The organism is Pedobacter caeni (assembly GCF_900129215.1).
In the GTDB taxonomy this organism is placed as follows: domain Bacteria; phylum Bacteroidota; class Bacteroidia; order Sphingobacteriales; family Sphingobacteriaceae; genus Pedobacter; species Pedobacter caeni.
In genome coordinates this window covers 130,012-149,726 of the sequence record NZ_FQUQ01000004.1, presented here as the reverse complement: position 1 = coordinate 149,726, position 19,715 = coordinate 130,012, and the positions used below count along the sequence as shown (strand labels likewise).

21 protein-coding genes are annotated in these 19,715 nt (G+C 40.3%); 13 read left to right on the top strand and 8 right to left on the bottom strand.

The genetic code is table 11. The features are described from left to right. Position 1: 1 nt before the first annotated feature. Positions 2 to 1,471 (bottom strand): RNA polymerase factor sigma-54, encoded by a 1,470-nt coding sequence (gene rpoN, locus BUC20_RS20055; RefSeq protein ID WP_073232872.1) that lies wholly within the window; start codon positions 1,469 to 1,471, stop codon positions 2 to 4. Positions 1,472 to 1,859: 388 nt separating this feature from the next. On the opposite strand from rpoN, the gene mscL reads away from it, so the two are divergent. Continuing rightward, the gene (mscL, locus tag BUC20_RS20050) at positions 1,860 to 2,303 is read left to right on the top strand and encodes a large conductance mechanosensitive channel protein MscL (protein ID WP_073232871.1); all 444 of its coding nucleotides are present in this window, start codon (positions 1,860 to 1,862) and stop codon (positions 2,301 to 2,303) included. A gap of 71 nt (positions 2,304 to 2,374) precedes the next feature. Here the strand turns inward: mscL and BUC20_RS20045 are convergent, their stop codons facing one another. Further along, complete coding sequence (locus tag BUC20_RS20045) at positions 2,375 to 3,244, bottom strand: ChaN family lipoprotein (protein WP_073232870.1); 870 nt, start codon at positions 3,242 to 3,244, stop codon at positions 2,375 to 2,377. A gap of 283 nt (positions 3,245 to 3,527) precedes the next feature. Here BUC20_RS20045 and BUC20_RS20040 point away from each other — a divergent pair, with 283 nt between their 5' ends. The 8 genes from BUC20_RS20040 (at position 3,528) to tsaB (ending at position 8,179) form a co-directional block, all read left to right on the top strand. Continuing rightward, positions 3,528 to 4,379: a LiaF transmembrane domain-containing protein gene (locus BUC20_RS20040; RefSeq protein WP_073232869.1), complete on the top strand. Its 852-nt coding sequence runs from the start codon at positions 3,528 to 3,530 to the stop codon at positions 4,377 to 4,379. Positions 4,380 to 4,390: 11 nt separating this feature from the next. Beyond that, the gene (locus BUC20_RS20035) at positions 4,391 to 4,744 is read left to right on the top strand and encodes a DUF4288 domain-containing protein (protein ID WP_073232868.1); all 354 of its coding nucleotides are present in this window, start codon (positions 4,391 to 4,393) and stop codon (positions 4,742 to 4,744) included. Between the two features lie 7 nt (positions 4,745 to 4,751). Further along, positions 4,752 to 5,795, top strand: a complete 1,044-nt coding sequence (locus BUC20_RS20030) for a sensor histidine kinase (protein WP_073232867.1) — start codon at positions 4,752 to 4,754, stop codon at positions 5,793 to 5,795. Next, positions 5,792 to 6,529, top strand: coding sequence for a LytR/AlgR family response regulator transcription factor (locus BUC20_RS20025; protein ID WP_073232866.1), 738 nt, complete (start codon positions 5,792 to 5,794; stop codon positions 6,527 to 6,529). Before BUC20_RS20030 ends, BUC20_RS20025 begins: the two co-directional genes overlap by 4 nt. Before the next feature lie 108 nt (positions 6,530 to 6,637). After that, complete coding sequence (rpmH, locus tag BUC20_RS20020) at positions 6,638 to 6,796, top strand: 50S ribosomal protein L34 (RefSeq protein WP_073232865.1); 159 nt, start codon at positions 6,638 to 6,640, stop codon at positions 6,794 to 6,796. 63 nt (positions 6,797 to 6,859) lie between these two features. Further along, positions 6,860 to 7,255, top strand: coding sequence for a ribonuclease P protein component (locus tag BUC20_RS20015; protein ID WP_073233897.1), 396 nt, complete (start codon positions 6,860 to 6,862; stop codon positions 7,253 to 7,255). Then, positions 7,239 to 7,472, top strand: coding sequence for a membrane protein insertion efficiency factor YidD (gene yidD, locus BUC20_RS20010; protein WP_073232864.1), 234 nt, complete (start codon positions 7,239 to 7,241; stop codon positions 7,470 to 7,472). The genes BUC20_RS20015 and yidD overlap by 17 nt, the downstream gene beginning before the upstream one ends. Positions 7,473 to 7,495: 23 nt before the next feature. Continuing rightward, entirely contained in the window at positions 7,496 to 8,179 is a 684-nt protein-coding gene (gene tsaB / locus BUC20_RS20005) for a tRNA (adenosine(37)-N6)-threonylcarbamoyltransferase complex dimerization subunit type 1 TsaB (protein WP_073232863.1), read from the top strand. A 331-nt stretch (positions 8,180 to 8,510) separates the two neighbouring features. Here the strand turns inward: tsaB and BUC20_RS20000 are convergent, their stop codons facing one another. Continuing rightward, positions 8,511 to 9,908, bottom strand: a complete 1,398-nt coding sequence (locus tag BUC20_RS20000; RefSeq protein WP_073232862.1) for a DUF5723 family protein — start codon at positions 9,906 to 9,908, stop codon at positions 8,511 to 8,513. Between the two features lie 56 nt (positions 9,909 to 9,964). Beyond that, entirely contained in the window at positions 9,965 to 11,530 is a 1,566-nt protein-coding gene (locus BUC20_RS19995; protein ID WP_073232861.1) for a hypothetical protein, read from the bottom strand. Between the two features lie 92 nt (positions 11,531 to 11,622). Here BUC20_RS19995 and BUC20_RS19990 point away from each other — a divergent pair, with 92 nt between their 5' ends. The 3 genes from BUC20_RS19990 (at position 11,623) to BUC20_RS19980 (ending at position 15,235) form a co-directional block, all read left to right on the top strand. Beyond that, on the top strand, positions 11,623 to 12,012 hold the full coding sequence (locus BUC20_RS19990) for a DUF423 domain-containing protein (RefSeq protein WP_317042802.1): 390 nt from the start codon (positions 11,623 to 11,625) through the stop codon (positions 12,010 to 12,012). Between the two features lie 2 nt (positions 12,013 to 12,014). After that, entirely contained in the window at positions 12,015 to 14,492 is a 2,478-nt protein-coding gene (gene priA, locus BUC20_RS19985) for a replication restart helicase PriA (protein ID WP_084529216.1), read from the top strand. 86 nt (positions 14,493 to 14,578) lie between these two features. Next, a complete protein-coding gene (locus BUC20_RS19980; protein ID WP_073232859.1) occupies positions 14,579 to 15,235 on the top strand; it encodes a protein-L-isoaspartate(D-aspartate) O-methyltransferase in 657 nt (218 codons plus the stop codon). A gap of 1 nt (position 15,236) precedes the next feature. On the opposite strand, the gene smpB is transcribed toward BUC20_RS19980, so the two are convergent. The 3 genes from smpB to BUC20_RS19965 all read right to left on the bottom strand — a co-directional run bounded on the left by smpB (position 15,237) and on the right by BUC20_RS19965 (position 18,331). Next, positions 15,237 to 15,686, bottom strand: coding sequence for an SsrA-binding protein SmpB (gene smpB, locus BUC20_RS19975; RefSeq protein WP_073233891.1), 450 nt, complete (start codon positions 15,684 to 15,686; stop codon positions 15,237 to 15,239). Positions 15,687 to 15,816: 130 nt separating this feature from the next. Next, a complete protein-coding gene (locus BUC20_RS19970; RefSeq protein WP_073232858.1) occupies positions 15,817 to 17,676 on the bottom strand; it encodes an Nramp family divalent metal transporter in 1,860 nt (619 codons plus the stop codon). A gap of 1 nt (position 17,677) precedes the next feature. Then, the gene (locus tag BUC20_RS19965) at positions 17,678 to 18,331 is read right to left on the bottom strand and encodes a metal-dependent transcriptional regulator (protein ID WP_073232857.1); all 654 of its coding nucleotides are present in this window, start codon (positions 18,329 to 18,331) and stop codon (positions 17,678 to 17,680) included. A 139-nt stretch (positions 18,332 to 18,470) separates the two neighbouring features. Here BUC20_RS19965 and BUC20_RS19960 point away from each other — a divergent pair, with 139 nt between their 5' ends. Next, a complete protein-coding gene (locus BUC20_RS19960) occupies positions 18,471 to 18,941 on the top strand; it encodes an Lrp/AsnC family transcriptional regulator (RefSeq protein WP_048906633.1) in 471 nt (156 codons plus the stop codon). Positions 18,942 to 19,034: 93 nt separating this feature from the next. Here BUC20_RS19960 and ung read toward each other — a convergent pair whose 3' ends face one another. Beyond that, positions 19,035 to 19,712, bottom strand: coding sequence for a uracil-DNA glycosylase (gene ung, locus BUC20_RS19955; protein ID WP_073232856.1), 678 nt, complete (start codon positions 19,710 to 19,712; stop codon positions 19,035 to 19,037). Positions 19,713 to 19,715: the final 3 nt, after the last annotated feature.

The window sequence follows — 19,715 nt, the reverse complement described above, 5'->3', positions numbered from 1 at the left end:
TTTACAGCTCTTTTCTTAAACGTGCCACGGGAATGTTCATCTGTTCCCTGTATTTAGCAACTGTTCTTCTGGCAATATTATAACCTTGTTCTTTAAGGATCTCTGTCAGTTTCTCATCTGCGAGTGGCTTACGTTTGTCTTCATTTCCGATGCAATCCTCCAGAATTTTCTTCACTTCTTTATTCGATACCTCTTCACCGCTTTCGGTTTGTATGGCTTCAGAGAAGAAAGATTTGAGCAGGAAAGTTCCAAATTCCGTTTGTACATATTTGGAATTGGCTACCCTGGAGACCGTAGAAATATCCATGTCAATTTTATCGGCAATATCTTTTAAGATCATGGGGCGCATTTTACGCTCATCGCCGGTCAGCAGGTATTCATATTGATACTGCATGATGGCGTTCATGGTCTTTAATAAAGTTTGCTGTCTTTGTTTAATGGCATCAATAAACCATTTTGCAGAATCCAGCTTTTGCTTTACAAACTGTACGGCTTCTTTTAGTTTTTTATCTTTTTGAGCTGCTTTATCGTAATGATCAAACATGTCAATATAAGAGCGGCTAACCCTTAATTCCGGTGCATTCTTTGAGTTTAAAGTCAGGATTAAGGTCCCGTCATTATTGGAAACATGGAAATCCGGGATCACCTGCAGCTGTTTGGTCGTTACCTGATTGGAATCTCCTGGTTTTGGATTTAAACGTAGTATTTCTGCAATGATTTCCTTGAGGTCATCACTGTTCAGTCCCAGAGATTTTTCCAGTTTATCATAATGTTTCCTGGTAAATTCATCGAGGTGATTTTCAACGATGATAATGGCTTTCTGAATGATGGGGTTTGCCGGATCTTTTCTTCTTAGCTGAAGAGTGAGGCATTCCTGAAGATCTCTTGCTGCGATTCCCGGAGGGTCAAAGCTTTGGATCACTTTGAGCATTTCCAGTACATCTTCTTCTTCTACCATTGCATTTTGCGAAAATGCAAGGTCATCTATCATGGAGGTGATTGGTCTGCGCAGGTAGCCATCATCATCTAAACTTCCGATGATCTGTTTACCAATGATGAAATCCTGATCAGATAATGGGACTAAATCCAGCTGTTCCTGTAAACTTTCAAAAAAGGTGCTCTCAATTGCAATTGGAGTTTCTTTTTTTTCCTCATCATCGTCATTGTTATATGAGGTGCTGTAATCATTTACGTTATCATCCTGTAAATAGTCATCTACATTAAACTCATCTGTGTTTTCTTCCTTGGCACCGGGATCGAAATCATCAGGAGTGTCATTCAGATCATCATATTCTCCTTTTGGCTCTTCAGCGATCATTAAGCTGGGATCTTCAAGGGCTGGGTTTTCTTCTAATTCTTCTTTTATACGGGTATCTAATGCAACTGTAGGTACTTGCAGCAATTTTATAAATTGAATTTGCTGTGGAGATAGCTTCTGAAGTAATTTTTGTTGTAGATGTTGTTTAAGCATGTTTTATAAAATCGGTATTTATGTACCCGCTTCAAAAATACGAATTTGGTTTAGATATAAACTATCCCGACAAAGTATTATTGTGTATTCGCTAAAGCTGAATGAGGTAAGAAATCTGTTTGTTTAATTTGTATCTGTTTGGCAGGTATCGTTTTAAGAGCTTGGGATGAGCAGGCAATATACCTGTTTTTTTCTATAGATTGATTTTCTGAAAAATATCAGAATATTTTCTTTTCATGTTCTTTTTTTGAATTTCTGAAGGAGAGTTTTGGATCATGGTGTTTAGCCTCACTAAAAAAAACAGCCAATAGCGCGGATTATTGCCTTGTTTTAAAAATAAAGTTTATACTTTTATTACGATGTTTAAAAACTAAAACTAATACTACTTATGAGTTTTGTAAAAGAATTTAAAGAATTTGCAGTCAAGGGCAACGTGATTGACCTTGCTGTCGGTGTGATCATCGGAGGTGCATTCGGGAAGATTGTGACCTCTTTAGTGAATGATTTGATCATGCCTCCTGTAAGCTTATTGATTGGCGATAAAGGTTTTATCAACTTCTATCTGCCACTAAGCGAAAAAGTAAGGCAATTCGTGGAAACAAATCCTGCAGCCTCTCTTGAAGAAGCAAGGAAAATTGGTCCGGTATTCGCCTGGGGTAACTTTGTAACAGAGGTGATCAATTTCTTCATTTTAGCCTTTATCATCTTCCTGATGGTGAAAGCGATCAACAAAATGAAAAGAAAACAAGAAGAAGCAGCTCCTGCCGTGGTTGCACCTACACAAGATCAGGTGTTACTTACCGAAATACGCGATTTGCTGAAAAGTAAATAAGTCTGAAAAACTAAAAAGGCTTTAAGAAAATGATCATTTTCTTAAAGCCTTTTTTTATGTCCTGAGGTTTTTTAAAAGGTTCTTTTTACAGAGGGGTCGGTAAGAATGATGTAGTCACCAAGGTGCTGGTGTTTGTTCCAGTCCGGGCTGGCAAAATCATCTCCCGAAAAGCAGGAAATATTGGATACCTGAAGCTTAGGCACTAATTTCTTCAGCTTTGCCAATGTGCCCAGTTTTTCATCGCTATGAAAACGTCCGTTGACCTGGAAAATCTTTGCGCCTTTATTGGCTTTGTAATATCTGGCGATTGACCAGGACATGGTGGCGTCCCAGAGGTTCTGTGTCTGGTAGATTTTCATTGCCCCCATACTATGTCCGCCAAGGGTTTCAATAAATTTATCATAATACCTTCCGGTAGCAGTATCTACAGGCAGGGGAGGCAGATAGGCAAGAGAGCTTTCGGGGAAGTTTTTTAACGCATCCAGGCCTGATTTGCTGACGGCATTGCTATATCTTGCGGCTGCATTTCCGGCAATTACATTCAGGTGGCTACTCTTTGCCAGTTCAATCATCGGACGGTAGTCTTTATAATTGTTCCATGCCCTTGCTTCCTTAATAAAGTTCTTTTCTGAAATGACACCAGCCAGGTATTCATTCAGCACGGGCTGGGTATCTGTATGAAACATTTCCAGGGTTAAGGCCGTTTTAGGGTAAGCCTGACTGAGTTTTTGGAACAGTTCAAATTCCAGGATATGGCCAATGGAATCGTTATGTTCTTCTCCAAAAAAGAGCACATCGATATTTTTAGTCTGGCTGATCAATTCATCCAGACTGATGCTCTTTTGATTTTTTACATCATATATTTTATAGTGTTGTTCAGGAGATTGTCCAAATGTAGCTGTGGGGAGCCACAGGAGAAAGGCGATCAGTAATTTCTTCATGATAAAGGGAGCTTTTTGCAAATAAAAGTTATGGATTCAAATTAACGGATAATTTTTACCGATAAAAAATAGGAGTTTACCGACTATTCACTCCTTCCTGTGTGTGCGGCCTTTGTAAATGCAGGGAACCTATATACATTTGATGATATAAAGCCTATATGTGTTTGACGATAGAAAGATCGGCAGATACTTTTGATAAGAAAGAACAGATGGGTAATATTGATGAAACGATGTTGATCGGATCATTGCTAAAAAAAACAATGTATACTGAAAATAAGGAATAATGGAAAAGTGGAAAGATTGTTCAAAGAATAACAGGGTCTGGAGTGGATTGATTCTGCTCGTGATTGGTTTGGTGTTCTTCCTTGGGAATATGGGAATCCGCATTCCTCACTGGGTCCTGAGCTGGCACACGTTATTGGTGATCATCGGATTACTGATTGGGTATAAGCGGAACTTTGATGGTGGCGGCTGGTGGGTAATGGTACTGGTAGGTGGTTACTTCACGCTGGAAGATATTGCAGATTTTAATATGTCTAAATATTATTTTGCCTGTGCTTTTATTATTGGAGGGATCTATCTGATTCTGAAACCTAAAGGCAAAGGGTTTAACGCTGAGAAATGGAAGAAAAAACACGCTAACTTTAATACCGACTTTGGTTTTGGAGGTATGGGGGATGGTTCAGGAGATATGGGTGATGGCTCCGGAGGTGCGGATTACGGCTCAGGAGTGGGAGATGATGGAACTGGAGCAGCTTCAAAAGAAAAGAAAAAAAAGGGGGAATGGGTAGATGAAAACGATGTCATTGAAGCGGTTAGCGTTTTTGGCGGAACAGATCAGATGGTTTATTCCAAGAATTTTAAAGGTGGAGAGGTCGTGGCGGTTTTTGGCGGGTGTAATATAAACCTTAGTCAGGCTGATTTTGAGGGAACGATTGTACTGGAGATCATTGCCGTTTTTGGTGGGGTTAAAATTATTCTTCCTCCAAGCTGGATTGTAAAGTCGGAGGTGACCGCCATTTTTGGAGGTAGCGATGACAAGAGAGGGCCTGTTATTATTGCAGGCAATGAGGGGAAAATTGTTAAGATCACGGGATTGGCTTTGTTCGGAGGGATAGAGATCAGAAACTTTTAAAATGAATACCGATGAAATGGTTTGCACTAAGATATATTTTTCAAATCATCAGTGGAGATGGGAATTATGCCTCTCAGTTTGATGAACAACTGCGTTTAATCCAGGCAAAAGATGCTCAGGATGCCTTAACTAAAGGAGAAGGACAGTCAGAACACTTTCATCGTCCATTCCGTAACTGTAACGGTGAACTGGTGAAATGGGAGTTTATCTGTATTGCTGATCTTTATGAAATTGAACCTCCGGGCGATGGGTCTGAAATCGCCTCTGTATTACATGAACCAAAAGATATGGCATTTTTTTTAGAAGAATTGAAACGTCGGGAGGCATTTCTGCATCAAAGTATATTCATAGAAAATCCTAATTAAATAAATTTTGACCGGTAGACCTCTAGCCAACAAGAACATTCAACGATTTGCCCTGGTCATTTTTCTGGCCTGGGTTTCCGTGTTTATCCTGCTTTATTATTATACGTTGAATTTCAATTTGTTTATCTCTGTTGCAGACAGTCTGATTACAAATGGATTGCTGGCCATGGCTTGTATGATTCTGAGCAATATGCTGGGCTATTATCAACCAAAAAACGAAACGATTCTTTTTATACTGGTACTTACCTTAATGCTGGCAGGACTGATTACGTTTATCAGTAATGTTTCACTGAGTTATCTTTTTGATGATGAACCTACTTATAAGAGCTTCCTGCAATTGTCGCTCATTATGAGGTTTATTATTGTGTTTATCTTCCTGGCCTGGTGTTCCCTGGCTAATATTTTATGGTACAGACTGGAGGAGCAATCAGCCACACAGGAGCGTTTACTGACGGCACAAAACTTATCTAAAGAAGCGGAGTTGAATAAATTAAGGCATCAGCTTCAGCCTCATTTTCTTTTTAACAGTCTGAATTCAGTATATGCATTGACGATCATGAACCCCAAAGAAGCAGGGACCATGATTATGAAACTGGCTTCTTTTCTGAGGGGAACCTTAAAAAGAGATGATGAGGTTTGGGTGAATGTAGGGGAGGAGATGGAATACATTCAGTTGTACCTGGATATTGAAAAAGTACGCTTTAGTCATCGTTTAAATATTGATGTGAAAGTTGAGGAAGAAACCCTAAATTTATGCTTGCCCGGCACCTTGTTACAGCCTATTGTAGAGAATGCGATTAAATTTGGTTTATACAATACAGCGGCTGCAATTACGATCTCTATCCTGGTCACGGTGGAGAATAAAATGCTGGAAGTGACCGTTCAAAACCCTTTCGATCCGGAAATGAAAGCCACCGGAGGAACAGGATTTGGACTGACTGCAATTAAAAGACGGCTTTATTTATTGTTTGGGGATGAGAAATTACTGCAAACGAGGGCCACAGAAGAAAACATGTATATCACCACGCTTAAAATACCTCAGAAACAATGATGAGAACGATACTAATAGATGATGAATCCCTGGCCAGAGACGTAGTAAAACATTATTTAAGCAGCTTTCCGGATATTGAGGTGGTTGCGGAGTGTAGTGATGGCTTTGAAGGTATTAAGGCAATTACACAGCATCAGCCTGATTTTATATTTCTGGACATTCAAATGCCAAAGATCAATGGTTTTGAGATGCTGGAGCTGGTGGAAAAACATCCTGCAGTGATCTTCACTACTGCTTTTGATGAATATGCGATTAAAGCTTTTGAAGTAAACGCGGTGGACTACCTGCTGAAGCCAATAGAAAAAAGCAGGTTTGACCAGGCGATACAGAAATTACCGGCGAGGTTAAATAACGGGGATGGCAATACACAGGAGTTACTGGACTCGGCAGCATTGAACCCTGCACAGAACAACAGGGTAGTGGTAAAGAAGAATGGGGTGATTAAGATCATTGCAGTGACAGACATTCATTACCTGGAAGCGGATGATGACTATGTGAAACTGAGCACTACTGAGGGGATCTTTCATAAGAACAAAACGATGAGTTTCTTTGAGCAGACTTTAGAATCTTCACAATTTATTCGTATTCATCGTTCATATATCATAAATTTGGCCCAGGTGACAAAAATAGAGCTAAAAGAAAAGGATAGTTATATTGTATTGTTGAAATCTGACATATGGCTTCCGGTCAGTAAAACGGGCTATATCAAGCTTAAAGCAGCGCTTGGCTTGTAAGAAATCAAGAAAAAAGAAAACAACCTTGAATTCTATTTGCAATTAAATAAAAATCAAGCTATATTTGCACCTCTTATTTAAAAAAATAGTCTAAGATATAATACAGTTATGAAAAGAACATTCCAACCTTCGCAAAGAAAGAGAAGAAACAAACACGGCTTCCGCGAAAGAATGGCTACAGCAAACGGTAGAAGAGTATTAGCTTCTCGTCGTGCAAAAGGAAGAAGCAAACTATCAGTTTCTGACGAACGTCGTCACAAAGCATAATTTTTGATTGCAGCACAATAAGTGTTAGCAGATCACAATATCTGCAAATTTGCGATCAAAAACATGAACACATTTAATAAAGAAGAACGGTTATGTAGTAGAAAATTATTAGATCTGCTATTTAAAAACGGTTCTTCTTTTTTATTATATCCATTCCGCGTTTCCTATCTTTTTGTAGATGTCCCGCACAACTTCCCTGCCCAGGTAGTGATCAATGTTTCTAAAAAACGCTTCAAAAAAGCGGTAGACAGGAATATGATCAAGAGAAGAAGTCGGGAGGCTTATCGTCTGCAAAAGCAAAATGAACTTTATCCGGCACTTTCGGAATCAGAACAGTTGCTTATTTTTTCTTTGCAATTTGTAGGAAAGAAAATCTATGAATTCTCCTTCATGGAGAAAAAGATGGATGGCGCTTTAAAAAGACTGATCAGCAGCATCAAAAATGATCAGGGCAGTTAAGCAGGTCATCGGCTGGTTCTTTCTGGTCCTCATCAGAGGCTATCAGTTGCTGTTGTCGCCTTTATTAGGGGCGCAATGCCGTTTTACACCAACATGTTCCCAGTACGGAATAGAAGCGATAAAAAAACACGGGCCTTTTAAAGGAGGATGGTTAACTTTGAAACGGATTGGACGTTGTCACCCCTGGGGTAAACATGGACACGATCCTGTTCCCTAAGCCTGAGTATTTAATTTTATCTGATGACTACTATACTTCAAATCGAAACTGCTACACAAGTTTGTTCTGCCGCCATCTCCCGCAATGGGAAAACCATTGCGTTGAAAGAAGAAATGGCGAATAATATTCATGCCGGCAGCCTGACTTTATTCATCAAATCTGTAATGGATGAGGCTGGTCTGAAGTATGAAGAGCTGGATGCAATTGCCGTAAGTAAAGGACCTGGTTCTTATACGGGTTTGAGGATAGGTGTCTCTACTGCCAAAGGGCTTTGTTTTGCTTTAGATAAGCCCTTGATTGCCATCGATACGCTGCAGATGATGGCAGAAGGTTTTGCCACACAGCATCCGGAAAATAAAGGACTGATCTGTTCTATGATTGATGCCAGAAGAATGGAAGTTTTTACGGCTGTATTTGACCCGAAATTACAACATTGCTCTCCGGTAGAGGCAAAAATTATAGATGAGCAAAGTTTTGGAGACTTACTGAAAGATCATTCCATCACTTTTATTGGAGATGGTGCCGCAAAATGCGCCGAAGCGCTGAGCCATGAACATGCCAGCTTTTCTGATGCCAATTTTAATTCAGCTTCCAATATGAGCCGCCTGGCCATGGAAGCTTTTGAAGCTGCCAATTTTGAAGATGTAGCCTATTTTGAGCCTTTTTATCTGAAGGACTTCGTCCTGACTACCCCTAAGAAAAAGTAATTTTTTCGGGATCAACTGATCTTGTTTTTCTTTTCTTCTAAAAGATTTCATTTCTGATGAGTCAATAAAGTACGCTGTGACAAACTTATCGCATATATAAGATGCGCTTTATAGACTTCTTCTCTGAGAGGTAGCTGAGAGGTAATTGGAAGGTAGTTGAAAGGTTAAAAAACTATGGAACTACCTCTCAGATGTCTTCCAATTACCTTTCAAATACCTTCCAACCCCGGAGAGTGTACGGAGAATTCAGGTATTACTTACAGATTTGTATCGCATTTTCCTGTGATCAGTTTACATTCCTTCGTCAGCATCCTGTTTTTAATTATAGCTGTTATCTTTTTTTAGAGAAGATGCTGAAAACCCGTTTGAAAAGGCTTTGAGGTTCATCACCAACACCAGGCATGGTGCTGCTGTTTTGTGGGTGTTCCACGAAATTGCCAAATTTTATCGCCAGCCCGAAGTAAACCGCTGCGCCATTGTAGCCTTTTCCAGTTGCCTGATCTTTATCAAAATAACCTTTGGCCTGACTTACCGTTTTAAAGAGGTCATCTGAACCCAGGAATACCTCAAAATTAGGAGTTTGATACATTCCCTGAAGCCCCATAAAAAACAGGTTATTGAAGTTGTAAGTAGGGATGGCCGTAACGGAAAAATTTTGGTATTTGAATTTATTTACAAATGCGGCATCACCACCTTTGTAAAAAAGATTTTTTGAGACAATGATGCCTGGAGTGTAGAAGCCAAAGCTTTTGGAAATCATAAAATCTGCTTTAGCATTGGTTGCGGAATAGAAGCTATTGGTGTCGGGGCTGAGTGTGATGGCGTCAGTAATGCGATTTTTTATGTTTTTCTGGCCATCTGCCACTGAAATTTGGATGGCTGTATCGATTTTTTTTGTATAAGATTCGCTATTCCATCGGATGAAACCAAGATCTTTTAGATTGGCCATGATAAAAAATCCACTTTTTGAATTGTAGGATGTTCCAAGACTGATTGATGCGCCAAGGTTTTTAAAATTAGGCATGAAGGTATTGTACGAGATTTCATTCCCTTTCAGAAAGGTACCCCGATAGCTTCCTTTGAAGAGCAGATCCATGCTGCTACCCATTGTGTTGAGTTGTGAATCTGAAATGTCCAGATTGTTATAACTGGTTCCGCTCAGGATACTGAATTTGACACCAAAAGCAAGCTTTTTTGTGTAATTCTCCCGGTAACTTACACTGAATTGATGATAAGATTGAACATAACCATTGTTATCAAAAGCATCGGCTGTGGGGAGGTTACTAAGAAGCTGTCTGAAATTATTGAACAGATCCAGCGTTTCATTTGTGTAATTTACATGAGCATCCGTTCTCAACTGCCAGGAGAAGCCCAGTTCCTTCTGATACTTGTAAGTATTGAATATTTTAAGATTGAATAGGTACACGTTCGCATTCTGAGCAACGGTATTGTTTCCTTTCTGGCCTTGAGGGAGAAGACTGACATCAGTTGTCCCATTTATTGCTTTCCTGATAAAGTCTGAATTTCCCTTACTCGCCGCATTTACCCCAAAATATGGCAGTAAAAAATTAGAAGCGAATTTTCTGGAAGAGTCCAGTACAAAGGTCTTTTGTGCCGGATTTTCAAAGCCATCAAAGAGTGTTCTTGTGTTAAACAAGCCATATTGCTGCGCTTTTGAACAATATACTGACGAAAGTAAGATGCAGATGATTAGTCTCCTTTTATACATGTTTTCGAACGTTACTAAACAAACTTGATGATTATAAATGATTTATGGTGAAAAAATTAAAAATCTTTTTCAATAACCAATGGTTTGCTTAATAGAATGTTACTTTGAAAGGTTCCGTTATCTCCACTTAGCTGATATACAAAGGCTTCGTATTGCTTTAATCCCTTTTCAGATTGGAGGTGTTTCAGGTAAGGAAGGTAAATGTTTTTGTTCAGCAGCTCAGTAGAATTTTGATGATCTACATAGAAATTGATGTTTGAATTATTTGGCAGCTGGTTGTTGACATTCGTATAACTATGGGTGTTGATCAGTAGCTTATTATTCCTGTAGTCGTTTAAAAAGCCCTGTAAAGGACCTGCATGATTAGAAAAAACAAGGTAATTATCGATGATCAGGTAGTAAGGTTTTTTATAATCTTTAAAAGGCATTCCAAAATAGGCATACAAAATATCCGCTTCTTTAAACTGTTTGATGTCATCAGAATAGTTCTCAGACAAATCAAGGAGCAGCTGATTGAGTTTATCTCCGTTTGTCAGGTTGATAGCTCCCAATTTTTCGGTATTGCTCAATTGAAAATTCAGGAACTGATTCCTGAAATATTTAGGGAAAAGCGCTTCCAGATTTAAATGGTATTTCTGGTTGATGTCTTCAATCAGCTTCGCTCTTTTCTTATCTTCTTTATGATAGGTAAACCATTGGTCCAGTTTTTTTCTCCAGTTGGCATAATTGTCTACTGCATAGAGGTTATAGTTGGCTGTTTGCTCAGGAAGGATCGTATTGATGGTGATCTTTTGCGGAGGAGTCTCAGAAAATAATTGGTAATAACTATGAGGGTCATTTGTATGCGTCGTTCCTGTAAATAAAACCCTTTCCTTACTGAAATTATAGCTGAGCAGGGCGAAGGCATTCTGATGATTAAGGACTGCCAGTTCTCCTGTTAATTTTCCCGGCATAATTGTTTTCAGGACTGTAGGAATTCTGTTGAAATCCAGGTACAGTTGGGCAAGGCTATTTTTAGAGAGTTTACTGCCCGACTTAATATAGGCCACAAACTTATCGTCTTTTTTATCAAATGTTTTCGATAACAGTTCTTTGACTGGTTTCAGGGTATTGGAAAGCAGGACCAACTGATCTTTTACGCCCAGATAAAATACGGTACTATCGGGAAGCGTGATTTTGGTGGTGTTGCTGGCATTGTCTTTATCCAACAGGATATTTCTGGATTTTAAGACCTGAAACAACTGGTGGTTGTTAATTTTTGTTTCGCTTTGCGTGCTGAGCAAATAGTTGATCTCTTTTGCCTCCGGAATGAAACTCAGGTAGATCGTTTGCTTATGGAATAGTTTGTTAATTCCTGGAGAAGAGAGCAGGAAGGTTTTTAAAGATTGCATTTCCTTTGCCTTGTCTGCTCCGATGATTTCCTCAAAACTGTCCTGTCCTTTGAAGATGTCAAGAATGCTTTTGTCATTCTCAAAAGAAAATACAAATCCAGACTTACTGACCGCTGCATAAAGACTGAGGTCTGAACTGGCATGTGCGGTGTTTAGTTTTGAAAAATATAAGTAAGCCATGGTAACAATGGCCGTCAGGAGAATAATTATGCTAAAGAGGATCTTTTTCATTGTCGTTACTACAAATTTAATTTAATAAGTTGGTATTACTAAGAAAATGCAACCAAGTTTCTTAATTTTGGAGGATTAAAAAAGCCGATTTTATGATGAACAGACGTATTATTTTAACCGCATCTTTATTTGGATTAACCGCTGTAGTATTGGGAGCCTTTGGCGCCCATGGTTTAAAGAGTCAGGTCAGCCCGGACGCTTTGGAGATCTGGAGCAAGGGAGTGGAATACCAGTTTTATCATACTTTCGCTTTATTGTTCCTTTCACAGCTTAGCCTGAATCAGCCTAAGCTGATTAAAATGGCCTACTGGTTCTTCAGCTTTGGAATTATCCTGTTTTCAGGATCACTTTACCTGCTGGCAACCAGAGAGATTACCCAGATTGCTTTTGGTCGTTTTATTGGTCCTGTAACCCCTATAGGTGGATTGTTATTTATCCTGGGCTGGTTGAGTTTATTTATGGCCGCTTCAAAAAATAAATAATGATGGATGCTGACCAATTGGAATTCGAAGAAAGGGAAACCCTGTTTATAGAGGTGATCCTGCCCTTATCTCTGGCCAAAAATTATATTTACAGGGTTCCCTTCGACCTGAATGCTCAGGTTGCTATAGGAAAACGTGTGGTGGTGCAATTCGGAAAAAATAAGATTTATACAGCATTAATCAAGAGCATCAGTCACAATGCCCCTGAAGTATACCAGGCAAAATATATTATTGATGTAGTGGACGAACATCCGGTGATCACGACTTCCCAACTGGAATTCTGGGATTGGATGACGGGGTATTACCTTTGCAATGAAGGCGAAGTGATGTCTGCTGCATTGCCGGCCGGCTTAAAACTGGCGAGTGAAACGATCATTGTGCTGAAGGAAGAATTTCCGCAGGATGGAGAGGTGCTGACTGCCAAACAGGAAGTGCTGATCAATGCTTTAAAAATTCATAACCGCCTGACGATCGATCAGGTTTCGGCACTTTTAGGTCAGAAAACGGTATATCCGATCATCAATACCTTACTCGATAAGGAAATGGTTTATATCGCTGAGGAGGTGGTAGAGAAATATAAACCGCTGCTCAAATCATTTGTCAGCCTGCATCCTTTTTATCATGAAGAAGAAAACCTGAAACAGTTGTTTTCTTTGCTGGAAGGTGTACCTAAACAAATGAATGTTTTGCTTGCGTTTTTAAAGCTTTCCAAGCAACAAAGTGTGATTCCTAAACATCAGCTTATCGAAGAGAGCGGTTGTGGCCAGAGTACGCTTAAAACGCTTCTGAATAAAGAGATTTTTGTGATAGAGAAGAAGCCGGTGAGCAGGTTGAAAGAACAGGACGATGATTTCGTGCTGAACTTTGAATTGAGCGGGAGCCAGCAAGAGGCGCTGACACAAATTGAAACCGAATTTGAACAGAAAGATGTGGTTTTACTGCATGGGGTGACGGCCTCAGGTAAAACACAGGTTTATATTAAGCTGATTGAGAAGGCAATTGAAAAAGGAGGACAAGTTCTTTTCCTGTTGCCGGAGATCGCGCTGACGACACAGATTGTAGAACGTATACAACGTTATTTTGGAGATGCGATCGGGGTATATCATTCCAAGTTCAATAACAATGAACGTGTAGAGATCTGGAACAAAGTATTAAATGGTAAATACAGAATCGTTTTGGGAGCCCGATCGGCCGTGTTTTTACCTTTTCAGGATTTAAAGCTGATCGTGGTTGATGAAGAACATGAATCTTCCTATAAGCAGCAGGAACCTGCCCCACGTTATCAGGCAAGGGATGCGGCGGTATACCTGGCCTGGCTGCATAAAGCAAAAATTGTATTGGGTTCTGCCACACCTTCCATTGAAAGCTATTTCAATGCCTTGCACCAGAAATACGGACTGGTGACGATGAGCGAGCGATTTGGAGGGGTAGAACTACCCGTTCAGGAAGTCATCAGCATTGCGGAAGAAACCAAAAAGAAAAAGATGGTTTCTTATTTTTCCAATAAGCTGGTAGATGAGATAGAGGCCACCCTGCAACTTAAAGAGCAGGTGATCCTGTTCCAAAACAGAAGAGGATATGCAACGATTCTGATTTGTGCGACCTGCGGTTATGCGCCTAAATGTGTAAACTGTGATGTGAGTCTGACTTATCATAAAACGAGTGGAAAGCTGCATTGTCATTATTGTGGTTATCACCAGAGCAGCATCAATGTTTGTCCGGCCTGTGGTTCGGTACATATTGAGCAGAAAGGTTTCGGAACAGAACGCGTAGAAGAAGAGCTGAGCCTGATCTTTCCCGATGCGAAGATTGCCCGTTTAGATGTAGACAGCACGAGAACAAGGAATGGATTACAACAGATCATTTCCGATTTTCAGGAGAAAAAAACAGATATCCTGATTGGAACGCAAATGGTGGCTAAAGGACTGGATTTTGACAATGTGACCCTGATTGGGGTGATCAATGCGGATACCCTTTTGAATTATCCTGATTTCAGGGCCTTTGAAAGAAGTTATCAGTTGCTGGCACAGGTTGCCGGAAGGGCCGGAAGAAGGGATAAACAAGGGAAGGTGATCATTCAGGCTTATGATGATAAACACCGCATCATCGGACAGGTGATTGAGAACAAATACCAGGACATGTATACGGATGAAATCAGGGAAAGAAGGGAGTTTCATTACCCGCCTTTTACCCGGTTGATCTTCGTAAACATTAAGCATAAGGACATGAACGTGTTGAATGTGGCTGCACAGCAATTTGCAACAGCTTTAAGGACTCAGCTTGGGAACCGTGTTCTTGGACCGGAGCAGCCGATGGTGGGCCGGATCAGGAATTATTACATCAAACAGATCATCATTAAAAGTGATAAAAACACCGCAATTACAAAAGTTAAATCTGTGCTGAAAGAGGTGATTTTGCATTTCCAATCGCAAAAAGATTACAGGAGTGCAATTGTTCAGGTGGATGTTGATCCCTACTAGTTTTATAGCGATTGATACTGTGAGGATTAGAATTTTGCCTTCAATTATATGAGAGGATTAGATTTCAAAAACCTATTTTTGAATAAATGGCATATAAGTTTGTAGACAATTACAGAGAGCGGGGAGCGAGAAAAAAATTAGTTGCTCATCTTGAAGGCAGGGGCATCACCGATAAAGATGTGCTGAATGCAATCGGAAAAGTGCCGCGTCATTTTTTCTTCGATGAAACCTTCTGGAACCAGGCTTATAAGGATATTGCTTTCCCGATAGGAGATGGCCAAACGATTTCTCAGCCTTATACTGTTGCTTACCAAAGTGAACTGCTCCACATTAAAAAGGGAGATAAAGTATTGGAGATCGGTACCGGATCGGGCTATCAAACCTGCATTTTAATGGAACTGGGTGCTAATGTATATACAATAGAACGCCAGGAAAGTATCTACAGGCATACCATCCGGGTGTTACCGGGAATGGGATACAATGCCAATTTTTTCTTTGGGGATGGTTCTAAAGGTATTGCTGAGTATGCGCCTTACGATAAAATCATCGTTACTGCAGGTGCACCTTTTGTTCCTGAAATCCTGCTCAAGCAACTGAAAGTAGGAGGTATTCTGGTGATCCCTGTCGGAGATGAACATTCGCAGAAGATGGTCACTGTGATCCGGGTTAGCGAAACGGATTATGAGCGGATAGAACTCGACACTTTTCGTTTTGTGCCTTTAGTAGGGGATCAGGCCTGGTAAGTTAAAACTTCATTGCCCGATCCATTTCTCTTTTGGATTCCCTGTCTTTGATGCTGTCTCTTTTGTCGAATTCTTTCTTACCCTGTGCCAAAGCAATCTGGATTTTCGCAAAGCCTCTTTCGTTCGTATAGATCCTTAAAGGAACAATCGTATATCCCTTTTCTTCACTTTTTGCTTTCAGTTTCTTCAGTTCCTTTTTATGGAGCAGCAAAATCCGGTCGCGCTTAATGTCGTGATGGTGAAAAGAGCTGTGGCTATATTCGGAAATGTGTAAGTTTCTTACGTAAAGGACCTCACCTATGAACATGCAAAAGGCATCGGACATATTGGCTTTACCTTGTCTGATCGCTTTAATCTCCGTACCCAACAGGGCTAGTCCGGCATTAAATTCCTCAACAATATGGTAATCAAAGTAGGCTCTTTTATTTTTAATCTGGATATCGTTCTTCATCTGTAATGTTGTTGTTTCGGCCTTGATCAATTCATCTGCTGATGGGTTCAAAGCAATTATCAAACCTGAATTGAGTTCAGGTTTGATAAGAATAGCGCTAATATCCGAAAGAAATAGGGATTTCTGAATTTTATCGGACAATTAATACCGGAATAGTTACTTTATGCCTTACAGAGTTAACGGTGGTTCCCAAAATAAGGTCTTTTAAGCCCTGATGCCCGTGAGCACCCATCACGAGTAATTCCAGGTTATTTTGCTTGCTGATCTCTACAATTGCCGTTACTGTACCTCCATAACCAATATGAGCGGTCGCATTATAGCCGAGTTCTTTCAGGTTGTTTTGGTATTTTTCCAGATTCTCAGCATCGCTTTGCGTTTCATAATCCATTACTGACTTACCATGATACCTTGCTGCGGCAGTTTCTACCACATGGATCAGGTAGTAATCGGCGTGTTTACCACCCTGAAGGAGGGCATGACGGATGGTGTTCCGGTCGTTTTTAGAGAAATCAACTGTGATTCCTATGCGGGTGTAATTGATTTTTTCTACACTTCCAATATCCAGGGCATTTCCATGAGGGACATTGTTATGCCCTTCTTTTTTAGTGCTGAGCATTGGATAGACGAATACATAAAGTAGCAATAAGCCGATCAGAATGGCTGCCGGAATGACAATTACGTATAGATACCAACCTCCGGAACTGGACCATGTTGCAATCTCTTCTATCACCAGTTTTACGTTTAAGGCAACGATCATCAGGGAACTGATCCATGCCAATACTTTTACCCATGGTTTGATGGCAAAACCTTTCATGGTTTTTTTATCCGAGGTAAAATGGATCAATGGGATCACGGCAAAACCTAATTGTAAACTGAGTACCACCTGGCTCAGGATCAGGAGTCCTCCAAGGGCACTGTCGCCAAAATATAGAATGGTAAAGAATGCAGGGATAATGGCCAGCAAACGGGTGATCAGACGACGCAACCAAGGTTGGATCCTCAAATTTAAATGACCTTCCATCACGATCTGTCCGGCAAGTGTTCCGGTAACGGTAGAGCTTTGTCCGGCGGCAATTAAGGCAATGGCAAAGAGGGCAGGCGCTACATTTCCAAAGATGTTCTGAAGCAATTTATGGGCATCCTGAATCTCTGCAACTTCATGTAATCCGTTTTTATAAAATGCGGCTGCGGCAAGAATCAAGATCGCTGCATTGACAAAAAAAGCAAGATTCAGTGCTACAGCAGTATCAATAAAATTAAATTTGATAGCCTCTTTAATCCCCTTTTGATCCCTTTCAAACTTTCTGGTCTGAACCAGGGAAGAATGCAGGTATAGGTTATGTGGCATTACCGTTGCCCCGATGATCCCGATGGCAATATATAAGGCATCTCCTGATAACATAGAAGGTTCAAAGCCTTTCACAATTTCTTTTAAGGAAGGTTCTACAATGAACATCTCTACCAGAAAGGAGAGGCCCACGATAAAGACCATGGAAACAATGAAAGCTTCCATTTTGCGCATTCCTTTGTTGAGGAGGAAGAGGAGTAAAACGGTGTCAAAAATGGTGACACTGATTCCCCAGATCAGCGGAAGGTCAAATAAGAGTTGTAAACCAATGGCCATTCCGATGATCTCTGCAAGGTCGCAGGCAATGATGGCGGTTTGGGCCAGTCCAAATAAAGGGATGTTGATCCATTTCGGATAAGCATTTCTGGAAGCCTGTGCCAGATCGAGTCCGCGTACAATTCCCAGTCTTGCGCTCAGCGACTGCAACAACAAGGCAATGAGGTTGGACATGAGTAAAATCCAGATCAGCTGATAACCGAATTTACTTCCGCCTGCAATGTCTGTTGCCCAGTTTCCCGGATCCATATAGCCCACACTGACCAGGTAGGCCGGGCCAATGAAAGATAATATACGTCGCCATCCGGTTCGTTTACTGGTGTCTACACTTTGATTTACTTCGCTTAATGATTCGGAATGCTTCATATTAAATCCTGATGAGTATGTGTTTGGCTACTTCCCTGGTTACGCTGATTTTTTTGCCTTCGACGATGATTTCTACCGAACCGTCAAAATCTGTAATGGTGGTTAATGTTAATGTTTTTCCCAGGGTAAGCCCTAGTTTTTCCAGGTGTTTTAAAAATGCGGAGGAGTGTTCACTGACCCCCATGATCAGGCCCTGATCTCCTGCTTTAAGTTTACCCAGTTTGACGAATGGAATGGCATCAAATTTTCCGTCTTTATCCGGAATAGGATCACCATGAGGATCATTTTTTGGAAAAGAGAGGAATTCATCCAGACGTTCTACCAGTTCGGCAGAGTTGATGTGTTCCAGTTCTTCTGCGATATCATGCACCTCATCCCATTTGAAATTTAGTTTTTCTACCAGAAAGACTTCCCAGAGGCGGTGTTTCCGGACGATATTGATGGCAGCGCGCTTTCCGGTATCTGTTAAACGGACACCCTGATATTTTTTATAGTCTATCAGTTGTTTATCGGCGAGCTTTTTAATCATGTCTGTTACTGAAGCAGCTTTCGTCTGCATTTTTTCAGCGATGGCATTGGTTTGTACCGCCTGGTCATTGTTTTCTGATAAGTGATAGATGATCTTCAGGTAGTTCTCTTCAGTGAATGATTGCATTTTTGTGTATCTAACTAAATATTTAGACAAATCTAAAAAAATAAAGAGAAATAAACTATAATTATTTACACGATTATTAGAATAAAATTTGGTGAATTGCACATTGATAGCCTACCTTTGGCCATATTTTAAAACACAGATGGCAGCAGAATTAGATAAAACAGACTTTAAAATACTTAAATTACTACAGGAGAATGGTAGGATTACCAATTTACTACTGTCTCAGGAGATTGGACTCTCTCCGGCACCGACTTTAGAGCGGGTACGTAAACTGGAAATGTCTGGTTTTATAAAGAGTTATCACGCTTTGGTGGATGAGGAGAAGCTGGGCTTAGGCATCAAAACTTTTATCCAGGTTCAACTGGACTTTCATAAGAACAATACCATCCAGATCTTTCTTGATGAGGTGAATCAGATCAAGGAGATTACCGAATGCCACCATGTAACCGGTCAGGCAGATTTTCTGTTAAAAGTATACGTGAATGATATCAAAGCTTACGAGCGTTTGATCATGGATAAGATCAGTAAGATCTCTGTAGTGAAAACTTTTCAGACGATGATGATCATGTCTACAACGAAAAAAGAACCGATTGTTCCTTTGGAGTATTAAGTTGATTTTGAGGAGGGAAAATCTCTCTTTTGATTTATAAATAAGGGGGTTGTTTGATACAACCCCCTTATTTTTTTTAGCTGATTTGTTATTTTAACTGATTTGCCAGTCGATCGGGGCTTTGCCTTCCTCAATTAGTTTTGCATTTGTTTTAGAGAAATGTTTACTTCCAAAGAATCCATTGTAAGCAGAGAAAGGAGAGGGATGAGCGGCAGTAAGAATAGTATGCTTACTGGTATCAATCAGTGCCGCTTTGTTTTGTGCATACCTTCCCCAAAGGATAAAAATCAAGCCTTCTCTTTGAGCAGATAATTCGGTGATGACCTTATCTGTAAAATTTTCCCAGCCTTTTCCCTGATGAGAGCCAGCAGTTTGTGCCCTTACGGTCAGGGTTGCATTCAGCAGCAATACCCCCTGATCTGCCCATTGGGTCAGATTTCCATGCGAAGGGATCTGGAAACCAGGAACGTCTTCCATTAATTCTTTGTAAATGTTCTTTAAAGAGGGAGGGATGGTCATTCCTTTTTGTACAGAGAAGGATAAGCCATGTGCTTGTCCGACACCATGATAGGGATCCTGCCCCAAAATCACCACTTTTACCTTCTCAAAAGGAGTATGGTTCAGTGCATTAAAAATGTCTGCACCTTTAGGATAAATGGTATATCCGTTTTCTTTTTCTTCCAGTAAGAATGCTTTTAAAGCTTTCATGTATGCTTTATCAAACTCACCGTCCAGGGCTTTCACCCAGCTTTTATCTAAATCAACAGGCATAAA

Bases quoted from the DNA above. Each gene is read 5' to 3' on its own strand.
- priA (WP_084529216.1), top strand. From the start codon at position 12,015: ATGGATGCTGACCAATTGGAATTCGAAGAAAGGGAAACCCTGTTTATA.
- BUC20_RS20035 (WP_073232868.1), top strand. From the start codon at position 4,391: ATGAAATGGTTTGCACTAAGATATATTTTTCAAATCATCAGTGGAGAT.
- smpB (WP_073233891.1), bottom strand. From the start codon at position 15,686: ATGAAGAACGATATCCAGATTAAAAATAAAAGAGCCTACTTTGATTAC.
- BUC20_RS20040 (WP_073232869.1), top strand. From the start codon at position 3,528: ATGGAAAAGTGGAAAGATTGTTCAAAGAATAACAGGGTCTGGAGTGGA.
- rpmH (WP_073232865.1), top strand. From the start codon at position 6,638: ATGAAAAGAACATTCCAACCTTCGCAAAGAAAGAGAAGAAACAAACAC.
- BUC20_RS19990 (WP_317042802.1), top strand. From the start codon at position 11,623: ATGATGAACAGACGTATTATTTTAACCGCATCTTTATTTGGATTAACC.
- rpoN (WP_073232872.1), bottom strand. From the start codon at position 1,471: ATGCTTAAACAACATCTACAACAAAAATTACTTCAGAAGCTATCTCCA.
- mscL (WP_073232871.1), top strand. From the start codon at position 1,860: ATGAGTTTTGTAAAAGAATTTAAAGAATTTGCAGTCAAGGGCAACGTG.
- ung (WP_073232856.1), bottom strand. From the start codon at position 19,712: ATGCCTGTTGATTTAGATAAAAGCTGGGTGAAAGCCCTGGACGGTGAG.
- BUC20_RS20015 (WP_073233897.1), top strand. From the start codon at position 6,860: ATGAACACATTTAATAAAGAAGAACGGTTATGTAGTAGAAAATTATTA.
- BUC20_RS20045 (WP_073232870.1), bottom strand. From the start codon at position 3,244: ATGAAGAAATTACTGATCGCCTTTCTCCTGTGGCTCCCCACAGCTACA.
- yidD (WP_073232864.1), top strand. From the start codon at position 7,239: ATGATCAGGGCAGTTAAGCAGGTCATCGGCTGGTTCTTTCTGGTCCTC.
- BUC20_RS19980 (WP_073232859.1), top strand. From the start codon at position 14,579: ATGGCATATAAGTTTGTAGACAATTACAGAGAGCGGGGAGCGAGAAAA.
- tsaB (WP_073232863.1), top strand. From the start codon at position 7,496: ATGACTACTATACTTCAAATCGAAACTGCTACACAAGTTTGTTCTGCC.
- BUC20_RS20025 (WP_073232866.1), top strand. From the start codon at position 5,792: ATGATGAGAACGATACTAATAGATGATGAATCCCTGGCCAGAGACGTA.
- BUC20_RS20000 (WP_073232862.1), bottom strand. From the start codon at position 9,908: ATGTATAAAAGGAGACTAATCATCTGCATCTTACTTTCGTCAGTATAT.
- BUC20_RS19995 (WP_073232861.1), bottom strand. From the start codon at position 11,530: ATGAAAAAGATCCTCTTTAGCATAATTATTCTCCTGACGGCCATTGTT.
- BUC20_RS19970 (WP_073232858.1), bottom strand. From the start codon at position 17,676: ATGAAGCATTCCGAATCATTAAGCGAAGTAAATCAAAGTGTAGACACC.
- BUC20_RS19960 (WP_048906633.1), top strand. From the start codon at position 18,471: ATGGCAGCAGAATTAGATAAAACAGACTTTAAAATACTTAAATTACTA.
- BUC20_RS19965 (WP_073232857.1), bottom strand. From the start codon at position 18,331: ATGCAATCATTCACTGAAGAGAACTACCTGAAGATCATCTATCACTTA.